11 protein-coding genes are annotated in these 16,861 nt (G+C 70.6%); 6 read left to right on the forward strand and 5 right to left on the reverse strand.

What is annotated here, in order from left to right; translation table 11 throughout:
* Positions 1–792 (reverse strand): redox-regulated ATPase YchF (ychF, locus tag LFM09_RS32785; RefSeq protein WP_414100455.1); only part of this gene is annotated, 792 nt, incomplete at its 3' end.
* Positions 793–872: 80 nt separating this feature from the next.
* On the opposite strand from ychF, the gene LFM09_RS32790 reads away from it, so the two are divergent.
* Positions 873–2,159: a bifunctional transcriptional activator/DNA repair enzyme AdaA gene (locus LFM09_RS32790; protein WP_414100456.1), complete on the forward strand. Its 1,287-nt coding sequence runs from the start codon at positions 873–875 to the stop codon at positions 2,157–2,159.
* On the forward strand, positions 2,156–2,653 hold the full coding sequence (locus LFM09_RS32795) for a methylated-DNA--[protein]-cysteine S-methyltransferase (protein ID WP_414100457.1): 498 nt from the start codon (positions 2,156–2,158) through the stop codon (positions 2,651–2,653). Before LFM09_RS32790 ends, LFM09_RS32795 begins: the two co-directional genes overlap by 4 nt.
* Here LFM09_RS32795 and LFM09_RS32800 read toward each other — a convergent pair.
* From LFM09_RS32800 to LFM09_RS32810, 3 genes are all read right to left on the reverse strand, one after another.
* Entirely contained in the window at positions 2,650–3,144 is a 495-nt protein-coding gene (locus LFM09_RS32800) for a hypothetical protein (RefSeq protein WP_414100458.1), read from the reverse strand. The two genes, LFM09_RS32795 and LFM09_RS32800, sit on opposite strands and share 4 nt — an antisense overlap.
* A 68-nt stretch (positions 3,145–3,212) precedes the next feature.
* The gene (locus LFM09_RS32805) at positions 3,213–6,089 is read right to left on the reverse strand and encodes an AAA family ATPase (protein ID WP_414100459.1); all 2,877 of its coding nucleotides are present in this window, start codon (positions 6,087–6,089) and stop codon (positions 3,213–3,215) included.
* Positions 6,086–7,225, reverse strand: a complete 1,140-nt coding sequence (locus LFM09_RS32810) for an exonuclease SbcCD subunit D (RefSeq protein ID WP_414100460.1) — start codon at positions 7,223–7,225, stop codon at positions 6,086–6,088. The genes LFM09_RS32805 and LFM09_RS32810 overlap by 4 nt, the downstream gene beginning before the upstream one ends.
* A gap of 99 nt (positions 7,226–7,324) precedes the next feature.
* Here LFM09_RS32810 and LFM09_RS32815 point away from each other — a divergent pair, with 99 nt between their 5' ends.
* From LFM09_RS32815 to LFM09_RS32830, 4 genes are all read left to right on the forward strand, one after another.
* Positions 7,325–8,236 carry a DNA recombination protein RmuC gene (locus tag LFM09_RS32815; protein ID WP_112270824.1) on the forward strand — a complete coding sequence of 304 codons (912 nt, stop codon included), beginning with the start codon at positions 7,325–7,327 and terminating at the stop codon, positions 8,234–8,236.
* An 89-nt stretch (positions 8,237–8,325) separates the two neighbouring features.
* Entirely contained in the window at positions 8,326–9,030 is a 705-nt protein-coding gene (locus tag LFM09_RS32820; RefSeq protein ID WP_414100461.1) for a DUF6542 domain-containing protein, read from the forward strand.
* Between the two features lie 49 nt (positions 9,031–9,079).
* Positions 9,080–12,439, forward strand: a complete 3,360-nt coding sequence (locus tag LFM09_RS32825; protein ID WP_414100462.1) for a hypothetical protein — start codon at positions 9,080–9,082, stop codon at positions 12,437–12,439.
* Positions 12,440–12,530: 91 nt separating this feature from the next.
* Entirely contained in the window at positions 12,531–15,911 is a 3,381-nt protein-coding gene (locus LFM09_RS32830; RefSeq protein WP_414100463.1) for a hypothetical protein, read from the forward strand.
* On the opposite strand, the gene LFM09_RS32835 is transcribed toward LFM09_RS32830, so the two are convergent.
* Positions 15,908–16,852, reverse strand: coding sequence for a 4-hydroxy-3-methylbut-2-enyl diphosphate reductase (locus tag LFM09_RS32835; RefSeq protein WP_414100464.1), 945 nt, complete (start codon positions 16,850–16,852; stop codon positions 15,908–15,910). The two genes, LFM09_RS32830 and LFM09_RS32835, sit on opposite strands and share 4 nt — an antisense overlap.
* Positions 16,853–16,861: the final 9 nt, after the last annotated feature.

Consider the following 16,861-nt stretch of genomic DNA (forward strand, 5'->3'; position numbering starts at 1 on the left):
CGAGTACAGGCCCGGCTCGTGCTGGCCGATCGACTCCAGCAGCTCGCGGGCCGACTCCTCGTCCAGCTCCAGCAGCTCGGACTCGACCTTCGCGTCGAGGAACACCGCGTCGGCCGGGGCGACCAGCTCGCGCAGCTCCTTCACGCGGGCCTCGTCGGACAGGACGCCCTCGTCGGCGTTGAAGACGTAGAGGAACGGCTTAGTCGTGAGCAGCGACAGCTCGCGCAGCAGCTCGCCGTCCACTTCGGACTGTGCCGCGAACAGGGTGCGGCCCGAGTCGAGGATGTCCTTGGCCTTCTTCGCGTTGTCGAGGGCGGCGCGGCGGTCCTTCTGCATCCGCGCCTCCTTCTCGATGCGCGGGATGGCCTTCTCCAGGGTCTGGAGGTCGGCGAGGATCAGCTCGGTGTTGATCGTCTCGATGTCGCTCGACGGGTCCACGCGGCCGTCGACGTGCACGACGTCCGGGTCGTCGAAGACTCGGATGACCTGGCAGATCGCGTTGGCTTCGCGGATGTTCGCGAGGAACTTGTTGCCGAGGCCCTCGCCCTCCGACGCGCCCTTCACGATGCCGGCGATGTCGACGAACGACACGACGGCGGGCACCTCGCGCTCTGAGCCGAAGATCTCGGCGAGCTTGGTGAGGCGCGCGTCCGGCAACGGCACGACGCCGACGTTCGGCTCGATGGTCGCGAACGGGTAGTTCGCGGCGAGCACGTCGTTGCGGGTCAGTGCGTTGAACAGGGTGGACTTGCCGACGTTGGGCAGGCCGACGATACCGAGGGTCAAACTCACGAGCGACGAGTCTACGGCAGCCCACGGTGATGTCCGATTCCCGCGAGCCTTTACCCGTTCCCGCTGGCAGGATCGGTGGCATGGTCATTGACGAAGAACACGCGTACCGGGTGTGCTCCGCACGTGACGCCCGTTTCGACGGGTGCTTCATCCACGCGGTCCGCACGACCGGCATCTACTGCCGGCCGTCGTGCCCCGCGGTGACCCCGAAGCGCCGCAACAGCCGGTTCTTCCTGACGGCCGCCGCCGCGCAGTCGGCGGGCTTCCGCGCCTGCCGCCGGTGCCTGCCGGACGCCGTGCCGGGCTCGCCCGAGTGGAACCTGCGCGCCGACCTGGCCGCCCGCGCGATGCGGCTGATCAGCGACGGCGTCGTCGAACGCGACGGCGTCACCGGCCTGGCCACGCGCCTGGGCTACTCGGAACGGCACCTCACGCGGGTGCTGACGAGCGAACTGGGTGCCGGACCACTGGCGCTGGCCCGCGCACACCGCGCGCACGCCGCCCGGTTGCTGATCGAGACGACCGAGCTGTCGTTCGCGGACATCGCGTTCGCCGCGGGGTTCGCGTCGGTGCGGCAGTTCAACGACACCATCCGCATGGTGTTCGCCTCGACGCCGTCCGACATGCGCGGCCGAGGCAAGGCGCCGGTCGGCACACCCGGCCGGATCGTGCTGCGGCTGCCTTACCGGCCGCCGTTCGACGCGGAAGGGCTCCTCGCCTACTTCCGAGCCCATGCGCTGCCGGGCGTCGAAGAAGTGACCACCGACTCCTACGCGCGAACGTTGTCGCTGCCACACGGCGAGGCAACGGTCCGCCTGACGTTCCCGACAGACCACGTCCTGTGCTCGCTGCGTCTGGCTGACGTGCGTGATCTCGGCGCGGCCGTCTCACGGGTGCGGCGCCTGCTGGACCTGGACGCCGACCCGGTGGCCGTGGACACGTTCCTCGGCGACGACCCGGTGATCGGCCCGCTGGTCCACCAGACGCCCGGCATCCGGGTCGCGGGCAGCGTCGACGGCGCCGAGACCCTGCTGCGGCTCGTGGCGCCGTTCGCGGGCGTGCCGCTGCAGATCCCGGACGGCAACCTGACCCACCTCTACTCGGCCGGGGACCACCCCGTCACCGAGGCGCTGGCGAGCGGCAGACTCGCCATCGACGTGGGCCGCTCGATCGAGGACCTGACCGAAGAGCTCGCACCCCTGGTCGGCGCCCAAGTGGCCGACGAGGTGGCGATGCGAGTCCTGGGCGCACCGGACGTGCTGGTGCTCCCCACGACCATGCAACACCTGGCTTCGCACGGCCCCGACTGGCGGCCGTGGCGCTCCTACGCGGGAGCACACCTGACGAGGAAGGCAGCAACATCATGAGCGTCGCCCACACGTCCACTGTGGACACCCCGGCGGGGCCGTTCACCGCGATCGTCGCAACGGACGGAGCGGTGCTGGCGAGCGGCTGGACCTCCGACATCGCCCTGCTGACGCCCCAGATCCACGCCTCGCTGATGCCGTCCGAGATCACCCCGAAGCGCGACCTCGGCGACGTCACCAAGGTCGTCGTCGCCTACCACGAGGGTGACCTGACCTCGATCGACACGGTCGAGGTGCGGCAGAAGTCCGGTCCGTTCCTGCAGCACGCGTGGGACGTCCTGCGCACGGTTCGCGCCGGCGAGCCGGTCACGTACTCCGAGTACGCCTCGCTGTCCGGGCGTCCGGCGGCGGTCCGTGCCGCGGCTTCGGCCTGTGCGCGGAACTCTGTGGCGCTGTTCGTGCCGTGCCACCGCGTGATCCGGATCGGCGGCAACCTCGGCGGATTCCGGTGGGGCCTGGACGTCAAGCGCTGGCTGCTGGCCCACGAGGCCTAAGCGAGATTGATCTCCGGAGGGCCGCTGACGGTCAGCAGCTCGGTCTGACACCGCGTGCACTTCGAGATGGCCGGCCAGGTCATCTCGGAGTGCACCGCTCCTTCCTGGCCCATCCAGTCGTCCTCGCCGGCGTCACGGCAGGTGTGGCAACCGAGCCGGTAGTCCAGCCGCACGAACGGCTCCGCGGTCAGCTCGGAGGCCTGCACGTCCGGTTCCACCTGGTCGGCGAACGGCGCCCACCACGACGTGATCCGGCACCGCAACCGCCGCTCGTCACCGTGGTCGGACGCGTCGAACCCGCTGACCCTGATCGGCGCCGGGTGTTCGTTGCCGGTGCACAGGCCGTGCGCGATGCCGTGCTGCAACAGCATGAAACGGCCGACCCGCTGGCAGACCAGGCAGTCGTGGGCGAACTCCAGCCGGTTCGACCACACGAAGTGGGCGGCCGGCGTGACCGTGACGCGCGCGGTGACTTCCACGTGGGACAGCACGGGCCGAGGCTAGTCGTGTGGCCTGGAACGTTGCCAGGCGAGTTCGCGTGAACTACCGGGTCGCGCCACTAGCCCAGCGAGACCTCCAGCGTGGATCCGGTGCGCGCCTTGCGAACCCGCAACCGGGTCGGAATCCGCTGCCGCAGTTCCTCCACATGCGACACCAGCCCGACCACGCGGCCGCCCGCGCGGAGCTCGTCCAGCGTGTTCATCACGATGTCCAGGGTGTCCGAGTCCAGCGTGCCGAAGCCCTCGTCCACGAACAACGTGTCCAGCAGCGCCCCGCCGGTCTCGTTCGCCACCACGTCGGCCAGCCCCAACGCCAGCGACAACGAGGCCAGGAACGACTCCCCACCGGACAGCGTCTTGGCCGGACGAGACCGGCCCGAGTAGTCGTCCAGCACGTCGAGGTGCAGCCCACCGCGCGTGCCACGCGCGCCGGCCGAGTCGGAGTGCACGAAGCTGTAGCGGCCCTGGCTCATGCGGTGCAGGCGTGCCGAAGCGGCGACGGCGACTTCCTCCAGGCGCGCAGCCAGCACGTACGAACGCAGCGTCATCTTCTTCGAGTTCTGGCCGCGGCCGTTGATCACGTCGGTCAGCGCGTCCAGCTCGGCGTATGAAGCCTCCAGCGGCTCCAACGACTTCCACTCGGCGCGCAGGCGGGCCGCCAGCTCGCCGACGCGATCCAGCGCGGCGCGGGCGCGGGCCAGGCCCGTGGCGGCGGCCGAGGCGGCGGCTCGGGCGGACGACGCGGCGGCGGTCACCTCGTTCAGGTCCACCTCGGTCTCGGGGTCGACCTCGGCCAGCTCTTCCAACGTGGCGTGCGCGCCGGCTCGGGCACGTTCCCAGGCCGCGATGCGGTCGTCCAGGGCCTGCAGCTTGATCGCTGGGCGGGCGGCGGCCAGTGCGGTCTCGACGTCCGGGAAGCCGGCGTCCAGAGCCAGCGAGGCGACCAGGGCCTGCTGTTCCTCGACGCGGGCGAGGGCGGCCTCGCGGGCGGTGCGGCGGTCGGCGAGGTCCACCAGAGCCTTGGCGAGGCGCAGCAGGTGGTCGCGGCGGGTCAGCACGTCCTCGTGTTCGCCGCGGGCCTTGTCCAGGCGGGCGCCGCGCTCCTCGACGACGGTGACCAGCGACGTGTGTTCGGTGCGGAGGCCCACCAGGTCCTGTTCGACCTTGCCCTTCTCCGCGCCCAGGTCGCGGGCCTTGGCCTCCAGGCCGACGAACTCGTTCTGCCGCTGCGAGCGGGTGCGCGCCAGCTCCAACGCCGCGCGGTACTCGGACAGCGCGAACGCGGGCTCGTCGGAACCCAGCGCCTCCCAGCACGCCTGGATGCGCAGCTCGGCGGCGTGTGCGGCGCGTTCGGCCTCGTTGCGGCGGTCCAGGGCCGCCTGTTCGTCGCGCGCGGCGTCTTCCTCGGCGGTCGCGTCCACGCCACCCAGCATCGGTTGGGCGGGAGCCGGGTGCGAGGGCGAGCCGCAGACCGCGCACGGCTTGCCGCGCTTCAACGCGGCCGCGAGCTCGATGGCCATGTTCTCCAGGCGCTGGTGCCGGACCTGCTGGAGGACGTCCTTGGCCTTCTGGTGGACGTCGATCGCCTCGTGCAGCTCCTTCTTGGTGCGCTCCAACGCTTCCCCGGCCTCGGGGAGCGCGGAAGCGGCGTCCGCGCGGGTCTTCAACGACTCCAGCCGGGCGGACGCCTCGACGGCCAGATCCAGCTGCACACGGCACTGCGCCAGGCGTTCGGGCAGCACCTCCAGCTCGGCGTTGAGGGCCAGCAGACGGCGTTCCACCTGGTACGACGAGTTCTTCAGCACCGACAGCTTGCGCACGTCGGCCTGCTGACGTTCGGCCTCGGCGGCCAGCTCACCCAGACCGCCCGCCTCCTCGCGGTGGCGCTCAGCGTCCTCCCGCAGCGAGGAACCGGTGTAACCCAAGCGCTCCAACACTTCCGCGGCGCGGGCCTCGTCGCGGACCGCGAACTCGTAGGACTGCTGGAGCTTCGCGATCTCACCGAAGGCAGGTACCACCGCCAGCGCGCGGCGGGCCTCGTCGCGTTCGGTGAACCACGCGGCCGAGTCGGCGGCCTCGACACGGGCCAGCAGGTCGCGGGCTTCGCGCACCCTGCGGACCTGGTCGGCGTGCACGCGGGCCTGAGCGAGGTGAGCGTCCGCGCCGTCGGCCACAACGGCCGTCTCCACCGACAACGCCTCGGCTGCGGCAACCGCCGAAGTCAGCCGCTCCAGCAGGGACTCCAGCCAGCCCGGCTCGAACGACGGTTCCTCACCGGCGGCCTCGGCCACGCGGTGCATCAGCTCGGAAGCGCCCTGACGGCGCTCCTCCAGCACCCGGCCGGCCACGACCCGCTTGTCGCGGAACCACTTCTCGACGTCGAGGAACCGCTCGGTGCCGAAGAGCTTCTCCAGCAGCACCTCGCGTTCGGCCGTGTCCGAGCGCAGGAACTTCGCGAACTCGCCCTGCGGCAGCAGCACCACCTGGAAGAACTGCTCGTACGACATGCCCAGCAGGTCTTCAACGGCGCGCGCCACGTCGTCGATCCGGGTGATGCCCTCGCCGTCCCAGCCTTCGAGCCAGGTCAGCGAGCACTTCGCGGGCTGCGTCGTGAAGCCGCCACCGCGCTTCTTCGGCCGGTCGAACTCCGGCGAGCGCACGATCCGGAACCGCCGCGACTGCACCGTGAGCTCCAGCGACACCGACGTCGGCACCTCGGGATCCGCGTACTCGCACCGCAACTTCTTCACGTCGCCGCGAGCACCCGGCACCCGGCCGAACAACGCGAACGCCACCGCGTCGAGCAACGTCGTCTTGCCCGCGCCCGTGTCGCCGTGCAGCAGGAACAACCCGTCCGCGCCCAACTCGTCGAAGTCGACGGTCTCGGGCCTCGGATAGGGCCCGAACGCGGTCAGCTCCAGCCGGTGCAGCCTCATTGCTCCTGCTCCCTCGCGACAGCAGAAAAAGCCTCACGCAGCAACGACATCTCCGCAGCCGTCGGCTCCGAACCACGAGCATCGGAGACGAAGCAGCAGGCCACCTCCTCGTCGGAACGGCCGCGCACCCGGTCCGCATAGGTCATCGTGTGCTGCCGCCCCTGCTCCGGCCGCCACTCCACGTGCACCGCGTGCTCGAACCGCTTCTGCAGCTGCCGCAACGCATCCATCGGCCGCACGTGATCGGTCAGCACGACCGACAGGAAGTGGTCCTCCAGCGGCTTGTGCGCCGGATCCTCCAGCACCTCCGCCAACGTCCCGGTCACCGTCGCCAACGGGCGCGGCACCGGCAGATCACGCCGCTCCACACCGACGAGCCCACCGGCGTCCAGTTCGACCAGCCACACCGACTTCCGCTGCCGCGCCTCGGAGAACGAGTACGCCAGCGGACTTCCCGAGTACCGCAGGTTCTCCGCCAGCGTCTGCGGCCCGTGCAGATGCCCGAGCGCCACGTAGTCGACACCCGAGAACACCTGCATCGACACGTCCTGCACGCCGCCCACCGCGATGGTCCGCTCGGACTCCGACGGCGCCCCACCGGTGACGAACGCGTGCGCCAGCACCACAGATCGCGCATCACGCGAAGCCAGGTCGGCGCGAATCCGCCGCATCGCCTCGCTCAGAACGGGAGCGTGCCCCTTCTCGGCCACCCCGAGCACGTGCCGCGCGGGCTCCGGCTCCAGGAACGGGATCCCGTACACCGCGACGGGCCCGTGCTCGTCCTCCAGCTCGACCGGCTTGTCCAGCAACGAGATCTGCGTGCGCAGGAACAGCCCGCCCGCCGCGGCGAACTCCCCGAACACCCCGATCCGCGCCGCCGAGTCGTGGTTGCCCGGCGTGATCACGATCCGCGCCCCGGCCGCCCTGATCTTCATCAGCACCCGCGCGCACAACGCCACCGCGTCCGCCGAGGGCACCGCGCGGTCGTACAGGTCGCCGGAGATGACCACGACGTCGACCTTCTCGGAAGACACCAGGTCAGCGAGGCCGCCCAGCACCGACTCCTGCTCCACGAGCAGGTCGCGGCCGTGGAAGGTGCGCCCCACGTGCCAGTCGGAGGTGTGCAGGATCCGCATGGCACCAACCGTAGAGACGAGGTCCGACAAAACTCCGGGAGGGTTCCCGGCGTGTCACCCGATCGAGTTCAACATCTCTGGGGGAGCATCATCGGTGCCGTGACCGCAGTGATCATCACCGCCTCGCTCGTCCTGGCGCTCGTCTGTGCCGGGGCGCTGGTGTTCGTCTACCGCCTCTATCAGGACAGCGTCCGCCGCACCGACGAGGCGCTCCACGCCATCGGCACCGAACGCGCGCGCTACGACGCCCAGCAGCAGGCCCTGCAGCGGTACGAGGTGGCGTTCTCCAGCGTCAGCGGCCGCGGCGAGCTCGGCGAACAGGTCCTCGTCGAAACGGCGCGCGCACTCGGCCTGAGGGAAAACCTCCACTACACGCTGCAGACCGACGTGGCAGGCGGCGGCGCGGTCCGGCCGGACATGGTGCTGAACGTCGGCGGCGGCCGCATGGTCCCGGTCGACTCGAAGATGTCCATGGCCACGTGGGCCGAAGCGGTCGAGACGGACGATCCGCAGGAACGTCAGGACGCGCTGCGGGTCCACGTCCGCAACATCCGCTCCCGAGCCGCGGAGCTGGCCGGCAAGGGCTACCAGCGCTGGGCCGACGCGATCTACGGCACGATCATGTTCGTCCCCAACGACGGCGCCGTCGTGGCCGCCCTGGACACCGACCCCGAGCTGCTGCGCTGGCTGCTGGACCGCCGGGTCTTCCTGTGCGGCCCGACCGGGTTCGCCGTGATCGCGTCGAGCGCGATGTTCGCGGTCACCGAACGAGCGCTGGCCGACGACGTGGAGCAGGTCCGCCTCCAGGCAGGACGCGCCAACCGGGCAGCCGACACCGCCATCGAGGCGGTCAACCTCTCCACGACCCACCTGCAGCGATTCCTCTCGGCAAGGCGCAGGGAACTCGACGCCCTGGAGGGCTTCCGGGCGAGCGTGGAGCCACTGACGGACGCCTCGGCCACCCCGACGCCCCTGCCGTTGGTACGAAGGGCGGACGAGCAGTCTGCGTAAAACGCACGGAGCGTGCGGGCAGGTTGCTTCTGGGTGAGAAAGCCACGGACTGACGAACACCGAATGGCCGAACGGCTACCGTGTGCGGCGTGAGTGACGTGCGCGACCGTTCGGCTGCCTTCGACGATGTCGAGGACTACGACGCCGTTCCGTGGAACTACAAGGCCATCTTCGGGTCCTTCAAGGGCATCCCGTGGTGGGCGGCGATCCTGTCCGCCCTGGTCCCGGCGTTCATCGGCGCGTTCATCGACATCAACTCCAGCGATACCGTCGGCTGGACGTTCAACGCCGTGTTCTTCATCGGCGCCCTGGCCGGCATCCTGCTGGTCCAGCGCCGCAGCCTGTTCGCGCCGATGGTGCAGCCGCCGCTCATCCTCGCCGCGACGGTTCCCGCGCTCGTGCTGTTCACCGGCGGTGTCCAGAAGGGCGGCCTCGCCAACATGGCCCTCGGCCTGGGCAAGCCGTTGATCGACAGCTTCCCGGTCATGGCCGTCACCACGGCCGTCACGGTCGCGATCGGCATCGTCCGGATCTTCATCCAGAAGGACCCGAACCGGCCGTCGAAGGACGAGGTCCGCGAGGCCAAGGCCGAGCTCAAGGCCCGCAGCAAGCCCGCCCGCAAGCCGCGCGAGGAGTCCGACGAGGACCGCCCGCGCCGTCCCCGCCCGGAGGGCGCCCCGGCTCGCCGGCCGCGTCCCGAGGGTGCTCCGGCCCGCCGCCCACGTCCGGAAGGTGCTCGCGCGGAACGTCCGGCCGGCCAGCGCAGGCCCCGTCCGCCGCGCGAAGACCGCTAGCCGGAACGACGAGCAAGAAATCCCGCAGCTCTCTGCCAGCATCGGCTGAGTGCCCAGGGGAGAACGTCCACTAGACGACGGCGACAGCCCGCTGCTTCGGTTCGCCAAGGATCTGCGTCGACTCCGGGCCGACGCGGGCACCCCGACCTACCGGGACCTGGCCCGCCAGACGCACTACTCGGTCACCACGCTGTCCGAGGCCGCCGCCGGCCGGAAACTGCCGGGGCTGGACGTCACGATGGCCTACGTCCGCGCGTGCGGCGGCGACGAGGCGGTCTGGACCCAACGCTGGCAAGAGGTGGCCGCGACGTGGGTCCAGGTCAAGGACAGGCCGTGCCCGTACGTGGGCCTGAGCGCGTTCACGAGAGAAGACGCCGATCTCTTCTTCGGCCGCGAGAAACTCACCGCCGCACTTGAACACCGCCTCGAAACCCAGCACTTCCTCGCGATCTTCGGCGCCTCCGGTGAGGGCAAGTCCTCGCTGCTCAGAGCGGGTGTCGCGGCGAAGTTCCGCAACCCGGTGATCTGCACGCCCGGCAGCAACCCGGACGCCACCATCGCCGACGCGCTCACGAAGAACCCCGACCTGCTGATCGTCGACCAGTTCGAGGAGCTCTTCACCCTCTGCGACGACCCGGTCCAGCGCCAGGCGTTCCTCGACACGCTCCTGCACGCCGGCTGCAAGACGGCCATCGCGGTCCGCTCCGACTTCTACCCGCACTGCGCCCAGCACCCCGACCTCGCGGACGCGCTGACCGACGCCCAGGTGCTGCTCGGCACGATGACCCCGGACGAGCTCCGGCGCGCCATCACCCAGCCCGCGGTCAAGGCCGGCTGCACCGTCGAAAGCGACCTCCTGAGCACCCTGGTCGCCCAGGCAGCGGGCCGCAGCGGGGTGTTGCCGCTGGTCAGCCACGCCCTGTTGGAGACGTGGCAGCGCAAGAAGGGCAACGTCCTCACCATCGGTGCCTACGAGGCCGCGGGCGGCATCGACGGCGCACTGGCACAGAGCGCCGAGACCGCCTACGCGCAGCTCGACGACGACGAACAGCACCTGGCCCGCCAACTCCTCCTCAGGCTCGCCGCCGACGGCACGAAACGCCCGGTCCCCCGCAGCGAGGTGATCAGCGAGGAAGCACTCGACGTCCTCGCCAACGCCCGCCTGGTCACCGTCGGCGAGGACACCGTCGAGGTCACCCACGAGGCGCTGTTCCGCGCCTGGCCCCGGCTCACCCGGTGGCTCGACGAGGACCGCGAAGGCCTCAGGACGCACCGCAGGCTCACCGAGGCCGCCCGCCTGTGGGAGGAGCTCGAACGCGACTCCGGCGCGCTGTACCGGACCGCCCGCCTGGCCGAGGCCACCGAGTGGGCCGGCCGCACCGAACCCGTGCTCACCAAGACCGAGGACGCCTTCCTGACCGCGTCCAAGAGCCTCTCCCGCCGCCGCACCCGCCGTCTGCGCTGGGCCGCCGCTGGCCTCGTGACGCTCGTCCTCGCGGCGACGGGCAGTGCCGTCAACGCCTACCAGCAGCGCAACGAGGTCGAACGGCTCGGCCGCATCACCCAGTCGCAACAGCTGGCCGCGCTCTCGTCCGCGCTGCTGGCCAGCAACCCGACGGAGGCGGCCAGGAAAGCCGTCGAGGCCTACCGGACCTACGAGACGCCGGAAGCCCGCGGCCAGGCCCTGAGCACCGCCGTCAGCCGCCAGCGCGATGTCGACGGCATCTACGCGCACACCGTGACGTTCGGAAACGGCCTCATCGCACTGACGACGGACACCGGCGTGAAGCTGCTCAACGCCACGACTCTCGCGCACGTCGCCGATCTGCCGACGGAGGGCGAGGCGTTCGGGGTCGCCGTCGCGCGGGACGGGCGCATCGCCGTCTCCGACAGGAGCGGCTACACCTCCGTCTGGGCCGACCCGCACACCAGGCCCTCGCTGTACCGCGACCCGTACGCCAAAGCGAGCGCGGTCGCCTTCAGCGAGGACGGCCGCGAGCTGGTCGTCGGCAACCGCGTCTGGAACCTGGGCACCGGCACGCCCTACGTCGACCTGCCGACCGAGGCCCCGCACGGTCTCGACGTCCGCGGCGACACCCTCGCGACGTACCACCACGGCACGGTCTCGTTCTGGAGCATCGGCACGAAACAGCAGATCGGCGGCTTCACGGTCGACGACCGGATCACCGACCTGAAGCTCGTGGCGGGGAACCAGGCCGTGGTCGGCACCTTGGACGGCCGGGTCCAGCTGTGGAGCACCACGACCGGCAGGAAGCTCGGTGACCTGCCGGGATCCAAGGCGCCGATCAACCTGGAGACCAACGCCGACGGCACCCTGCTGGCCAGCCTGGGTTCCGGGGACGCGGAGATCAAGCTGCGCAACCTCGTGCTGGGCTCCTCCCTGCCGCCGTTGCGGTCGGACCGGCTGAAGCACGACATCGCCTTCACCCCGGACGGCCGCCTGGCGCTGCTCACCGACAACAGCCTGCGGATCTCCAACCGCGGCAGCGTGCCGCTCACGTCGGCGCACGCGGTCAAGGCGCTGAGCGTCGATCGGGACGGCACGATCCACACGTTCGACGAAGGTGGCTTCGTCGAACGCCGCGACGCAGGCCTGCACAGCGTCGGCCGGGTCGGCACAGGCGCCACCGGCCGGTCAGCCGCGCAGTTCAGCCGCGACCGGACACTGCTGGTCACGAGCGGCCTGCACGAACCGCTCGCCATTCGGGACGCGACCACAGGTCAGGTGACGCACAGCCTGATCCAGGACGACCAGGCCGTGCCGAAGACGATGGCGGTGGGCTACAACAGGCTGGTGGCAGCAGGTGGCGGCGGATCGTCGCTGGCCTGGACCGTCAAGCCGGAGCCGGAGTCGACCCTGCTCAAGAGCTTCTGGGACAACGAACCGAGCGCCGTGGCGTTCGGCCGCTCCGACAACGAGATCGCGCTCGGCTCCGAGGCCGGTCAGGTCTCCGTCCGCGCTCCCGGCGACTTCGACACGCAGGCACTCGGCGACGTGCACGAGGGAGCCGTGCGCGTGTTCGCCTTCTCCTCCGACCTCAAGATGTTCGCGACCGGCGGCGACGACGGCATGATCACGCTCTGGCGCACCTCCGGCTGGCGCAGCACGACCTGGCAGAAGGTCGGCGAACTGCGGGGCCACACCGGAGCCGTGACCGCGCTGGCGTTCAGCCCGGACTCCACGCGACTGGTCAGCGGCGGCAACGACCGGAACGTCGTCGTCTGGAACGTCGAGTCGCAAACCCTCTGGGCCACCCTCACAGGTCACCTCCAGGGCGTCACGCACGTCGCATGGATGCCCGACGGCCGTGCGGTGGTGTCCGCCGGTGAGGACGCGTTGACCGTGTGGCCACTCGACGTGGAAGAAGCCCTGCGCAAGCTCAGCTGATTCGTTGTACGAGATCGCGCCCACGAACGCCGAACAACAGATCACGGACAACGACCGCCTGATCAGCGCCCACTCTGCCAGCATGAGTTCGATGCCTAGAGGGGAACGTCCACTGGACGAGGGCGACAGTCCGCTGTTGTCGTTCGCCGCGGATCTGCGGCAACTGCGCACCAACGCGGGCCGGCCGAGCTACCGGGAGCTGTCCCGGCGTGCGCACTTCTCCGCTTCCACGCTCTCGGACGCGGCGGGCGGGCGGAAGCTGCCCGGCCTCGACGTGACGCTCGCGTACGTCCGCGCGTGCCACGGCGACGAACCGGCCTGGGAACGGCGCTGGCACGAGCTGGCCGTCGCGATGGCGCAGAGCAGGGTCACCGACGGACCGTCGCCGTACGTGGGCCTGAACCCGTTCACGACCGAGGACGCCGACCGGTTCTTCGGGCGGGAGGCGCTCACCCACGCGTTGCTCGACCGGCTGGAGCGGCAACGGTTCCTCGCCGTGTTCGGGGCGTCGGGCGAGGGCAAGTCGTCGCTGCTGCGGGCCGGTATCGCGGCGAAGTTCCCGAACGCGGTGGTGTGCACGCCCGGCCAGCACCCGGACGTGGCGATCGCCGACGCCCTCGCGCGGACCCCGGACCTGCTGGTCGTGGACCAGTTCGAGGAGGTCTTCACGCTCTGCGAGGACGAGGTGCAGCGATCCGCGTTCCTCGACGCGCTGCTCAGCGCGGACTGCCGCCGGGTGATCGCCGTGCGCTCGGACTTCTACCCGCACTGCGCCCAGTACCCGAAGCTCGTGGACGCGCTGACCGACGCCCAGGTGCTGCTCGGCACGATGACTCCGGACGAGCTGCGCCGCGCGATCACCCAGCCCGCCGCGACCGTCGGCTGCACGGTCGAGACGTCTCTGCTGACGACCCTCGTCGCGGAAGCGGCCGGGCGCAGCGGCGTGCTCCCGCTCGTGTCCCACGCACTGCTGGAGACGTGGCACCGCCGCCGCGGCAACGCCCTCACGCTCGCCGGCTACCAGGCCGCCGGTGGCATCCAGGGCGCGCTCGCCCAGAGCGCCGAAGCCGCGTTCGCGACGCTGGACGACACCGAACAGCGCCTGGCCAAGCAGCTCCTGCTCCGGCTCAGCGCCGACGGCACCAAACGCCCGATCCCGCGCCAGGACGTCGTGGGCGAGGAGGTGCTCGACGTCCTCGCCGACACCCGGCTGATCACCGTCGACGAGCACTCCGTCGAGGTGACCCACGAGGCGTTGTTCCGGGCGTGGCCACGGCTGCGAGCCTGGCTGGACGAGGACCGCGAGGGCCTGCGCACCCACCGCAGGCTCACCGACGCCGCCCGCACGTGGCAGGAGCTGGGCCGGGACGCGGGCTCGCTCTACCGCACCACCAGGCTCGCCGAGACGACCGAGTGGATCACTCGCACCAAGCCTGAGCTGACCGGCACCGAACGTGAGTTCGTCGGTGCCTCCAAGGCTCTGGAGCGACGGGTTTCCCGTCGCCAGCGCTGGGTCGCCGCCGGGCTGACCGCGTTGCTGGTGGCGACCGCCGCGACCGCCGTGCTCGCCGTCCAGCAACGCCGTGAGGTCGAACGGCTCGGCCTCATCGCGCAGTCGCAGCAGCTCGCGTCGGCGTCGGAGGCGCTGGTCGTCAGCGACCCCCAGCAGTCCGCCAGGAAGGCCGTGGAGGCCTACCGGACCTATCCCACACCCGAAGCACGCAGCCGCGTGCTCAGCGCCGCAGCCACCGCCAGAGGCCGCAAACTCGAACACGGCGGCGCGTGGAGCTTCGGCTTCGGCAAGGACATCGTCGCGCTGATGGGCCCGGACGGGCTGGTCGTGCACGACACGGCGACATTGGCACCCATCGCCAGGATGCGCCCCAACGGCACGAACTACGTCTACGGGTGGGACTTCGCGCCGAACGGCCGCACGCTCGCGATCGCCGAGAACGACGGCCGGCTCACGGTCCGCCCCTCCCCCGACGCCGAACCCGTGGTGCTGCGGGAACACGGCGAGCAGGTCGGCGTGACCTTCCTGGCGGACGGCGGAACGCTCGTCGCGGGCGGCGACGTCTGGGACGTGCCGAGCCGCCAGAAGCGCTTCTCGTTGCCCGTGGGCCACGTGACCGGCCCGATCGCGCTGAACGACCGCACGCTGGCCCTGGCGAGCGGCGCGCAGATCACGCTGTGGGACCTGGAGACCCGGCAACGGACCCGGCAGATCACCACGTCCCAGGAGGTCACCCGGATGCGGTTCCTGCCGGGCGGCAACCTCGCCGCGATCGCCACCCTCGTCGGTCAGGTGCAGATCATCGACCTCACGACCGGCGCGGTGGTCGCGACCCCGCCCGCCCACACCGGCCTCGTCGACGACCTCGCCCTCAACGACGACGGAACCGTGCTCATCTCCGCAGGTGAGGACGGCCGCGTGCACATGTGGGACCTCGCCCGCAACACGGTCATCACGACGCTCACGGTCGGTGAGCCCGCACGCGGCGTGAGCTTCGCACCGGACGGAGGGATCGCCGTTCTCACCCCGCGCTCGCTGCGGTTCTGGCCTCCGGGCAGCCTGCCGCGCACCATCGGCTACGCGATCAGAGCGCTGGCCGTGGACAGCGACGGCACGGTGCTGACACTCGACGACGCCGGCGTGCTCGAACGCCGTGACGCGTCGCTGAAGTCGTTGCACCGCACCGACATCGGCGCGAAACAACGAGGACCCTGCCGCTTCAGCCCCGACCGGAGGTTCGTCGTCACGAACGAGCCGCTCGTGATCCGCGACGCCACGACCGGGCGGAAGTTCACCGGGTTCACCGGGCCTGGTTTCCCGCTGGAACCGCACGGGGCGGTGGGGGTCGCGTTCAAGGACAACGCGATGGTCATGATCGGCGCGGACGCGGACATCCCCGACGCCGTGTGGCGCCTCGGCGACAAGCTGGAGCCCACGTTCCTCGGCGGCGAGACCGGCGCCTCGCGCACCGCCGTCGCGTTCGGCAACCGGGACACCGAGGTCGTGCTCGCCAGGGAGGACGGCGAGGTGAAGATCCGCGACGTCGCGAGCGGGCCGGGACTCGACTTCGTGCTGCCCCGCACGCACTCCGGTGCCGTGCGCGTGCTGGCCGTCTCACCCGACCGCAAGGTGCTCGCGAGCGGCGGCGACGACGGGCTGATCGCGTTGTGGGACACCACGACCTGGCAGAAGCTCGCTGAGCTGCGCGGCCACTCCGAGGCGATCACGGCCCTGGAGTTCAGCCCCGACTCGACCCGTCTGGCCAGCGGCGGCAGCGACCGGGCGGTCGTCGTGTGGGACGTGCGCGCCAAGGCCGAGTGGGCGACGTTGCGCGGACACAGCCAGGGCGTCACGCACGTCGCGTGGCGCCCGGACGGCACCTCGGTGGTGTCGTCCGGAGCCGGTTCGATGATGGTGTGGGGCCTGGATGTGGACCAGGCCCTCAGAACACTCGGTTAGCGCACCAGGTCCTTGCGGAGCTCACGCGGCAACGCGAAGGTGATCCGCTCGTTCGCCGTGGTGATCTCCTCGACCTCGCCGAACCCGTGCGACTCCAGGAACTTCAGCAGCTCCATGACCAGGAGGTCCGGCACCGACGCGCCCGACGTGACGCCGACGGTCTCGACGCCCTCGAGCCACGCCAGGTCGACCTCCTTGGCGTAGTCGATCAGGTAGGAGGCCTTGGCGCCGTGCTGCAGCGCGACCTCGACCAGCCGGATCGAGTTGGAGGAGTTCTTCGAGCCCACGACGAGCACCAGGTCGCACGACGGCGCCATGGTCTTCACCGCGGTCTGGCGGTTCGACGTGGCGTAGCAGATGTCGTCGGACGGCGGGTCCTGCATCTCCGGGAAGCGCTCCTTGAGCTGCCGGACGCGCACCATGGTCTCGTCGACCGAGAGCGTCGTCTGCGACAGCCAGATGACCTTGTTCGGGTCGCGCACCTCGACCTTGGCCGCGTCCTCCGCGGTGTCGACGAGCTGCACGTGGTCCGGCGCCTCACCGGCGGTGCCCTCGACCTCCTCGTGGCCCTCGTGGCCGATCAGGAGGATGTCGTAGTCGTCCTTCGCGAAGCGCACGGCTTCCTTGTGCACCTTCGTCACCAACGGGCACGTGGCGTCGATGGTGCGCAACGACCGTTGCGCCGCCTCCTCGTGGACGGCCGGCGACACGCCGTGCGCTGAGAACACCACGAGTGCGCCCTCAGGAACCTCGTCCGTCTCGTTGACGAAGATGGCACCGCGGTCGGACAGGGTCTCCACGACGTACTTGTTGTGGACGATCTCCTTGCGCACGTAGACGGGGGCGCCGTACTTCTCGAGGGCGAGCTCGACCGTCTCGACGGCACGATCAACGCCCGCGCAGTAACCACGCGGCTTCGCCAACAGGACTCGCTTGGGCATGGCTCCAGG

The sequence above is a fragment of the Lentzea alba genome (assembly GCF_047445655.1).
Taxonomy (GTDB): Bacteria; Actinomycetota; Actinomycetes; order Mycobacteriales; family Pseudonocardiaceae; genus Lentzea; species Lentzea alba_A.

Coding starts and splice junctions, on each gene's coding strand:
- LFM09_RS32830 (WP_414100463.1), top strand. CDS start 12,531: ATGCCTAGAGGGGAACGTCCACTGGACGAGGGCGACAGTCCGCTGTTG.
- LFM09_RS32805 (WP_414100459.1), bottom strand. CDS start 6,089: ATGAGGCTGCACCGGCTGGAGCTGACCGCGTTCGGGCCCTATCCGAGG.
- LFM09_RS32790 (WP_414100456.1), top strand. CDS start 873: ATGGTCATTGACGAAGAACACGCGTACCGGGTGTGCTCCGCACGTGAC.
- LFM09_RS32810 (WP_414100460.1), bottom strand. CDS start 7,225: ATGCGGATCCTGCACACCTCCGACTGGCACGTGGGGCGCACCTTCCAC.
- LFM09_RS32835 (WP_414100464.1), bottom strand. CDS start 16,852: ATGCCCAAGCGAGTCCTGTTGGCGAAGCCGCGTGGTTACTGCGCGGGC.
- LFM09_RS32795 (WP_414100457.1), top strand. CDS start 2,156: ATGAGCGTCGCCCACACGTCCACTGTGGACACCCCGGCGGGGCCGTTC.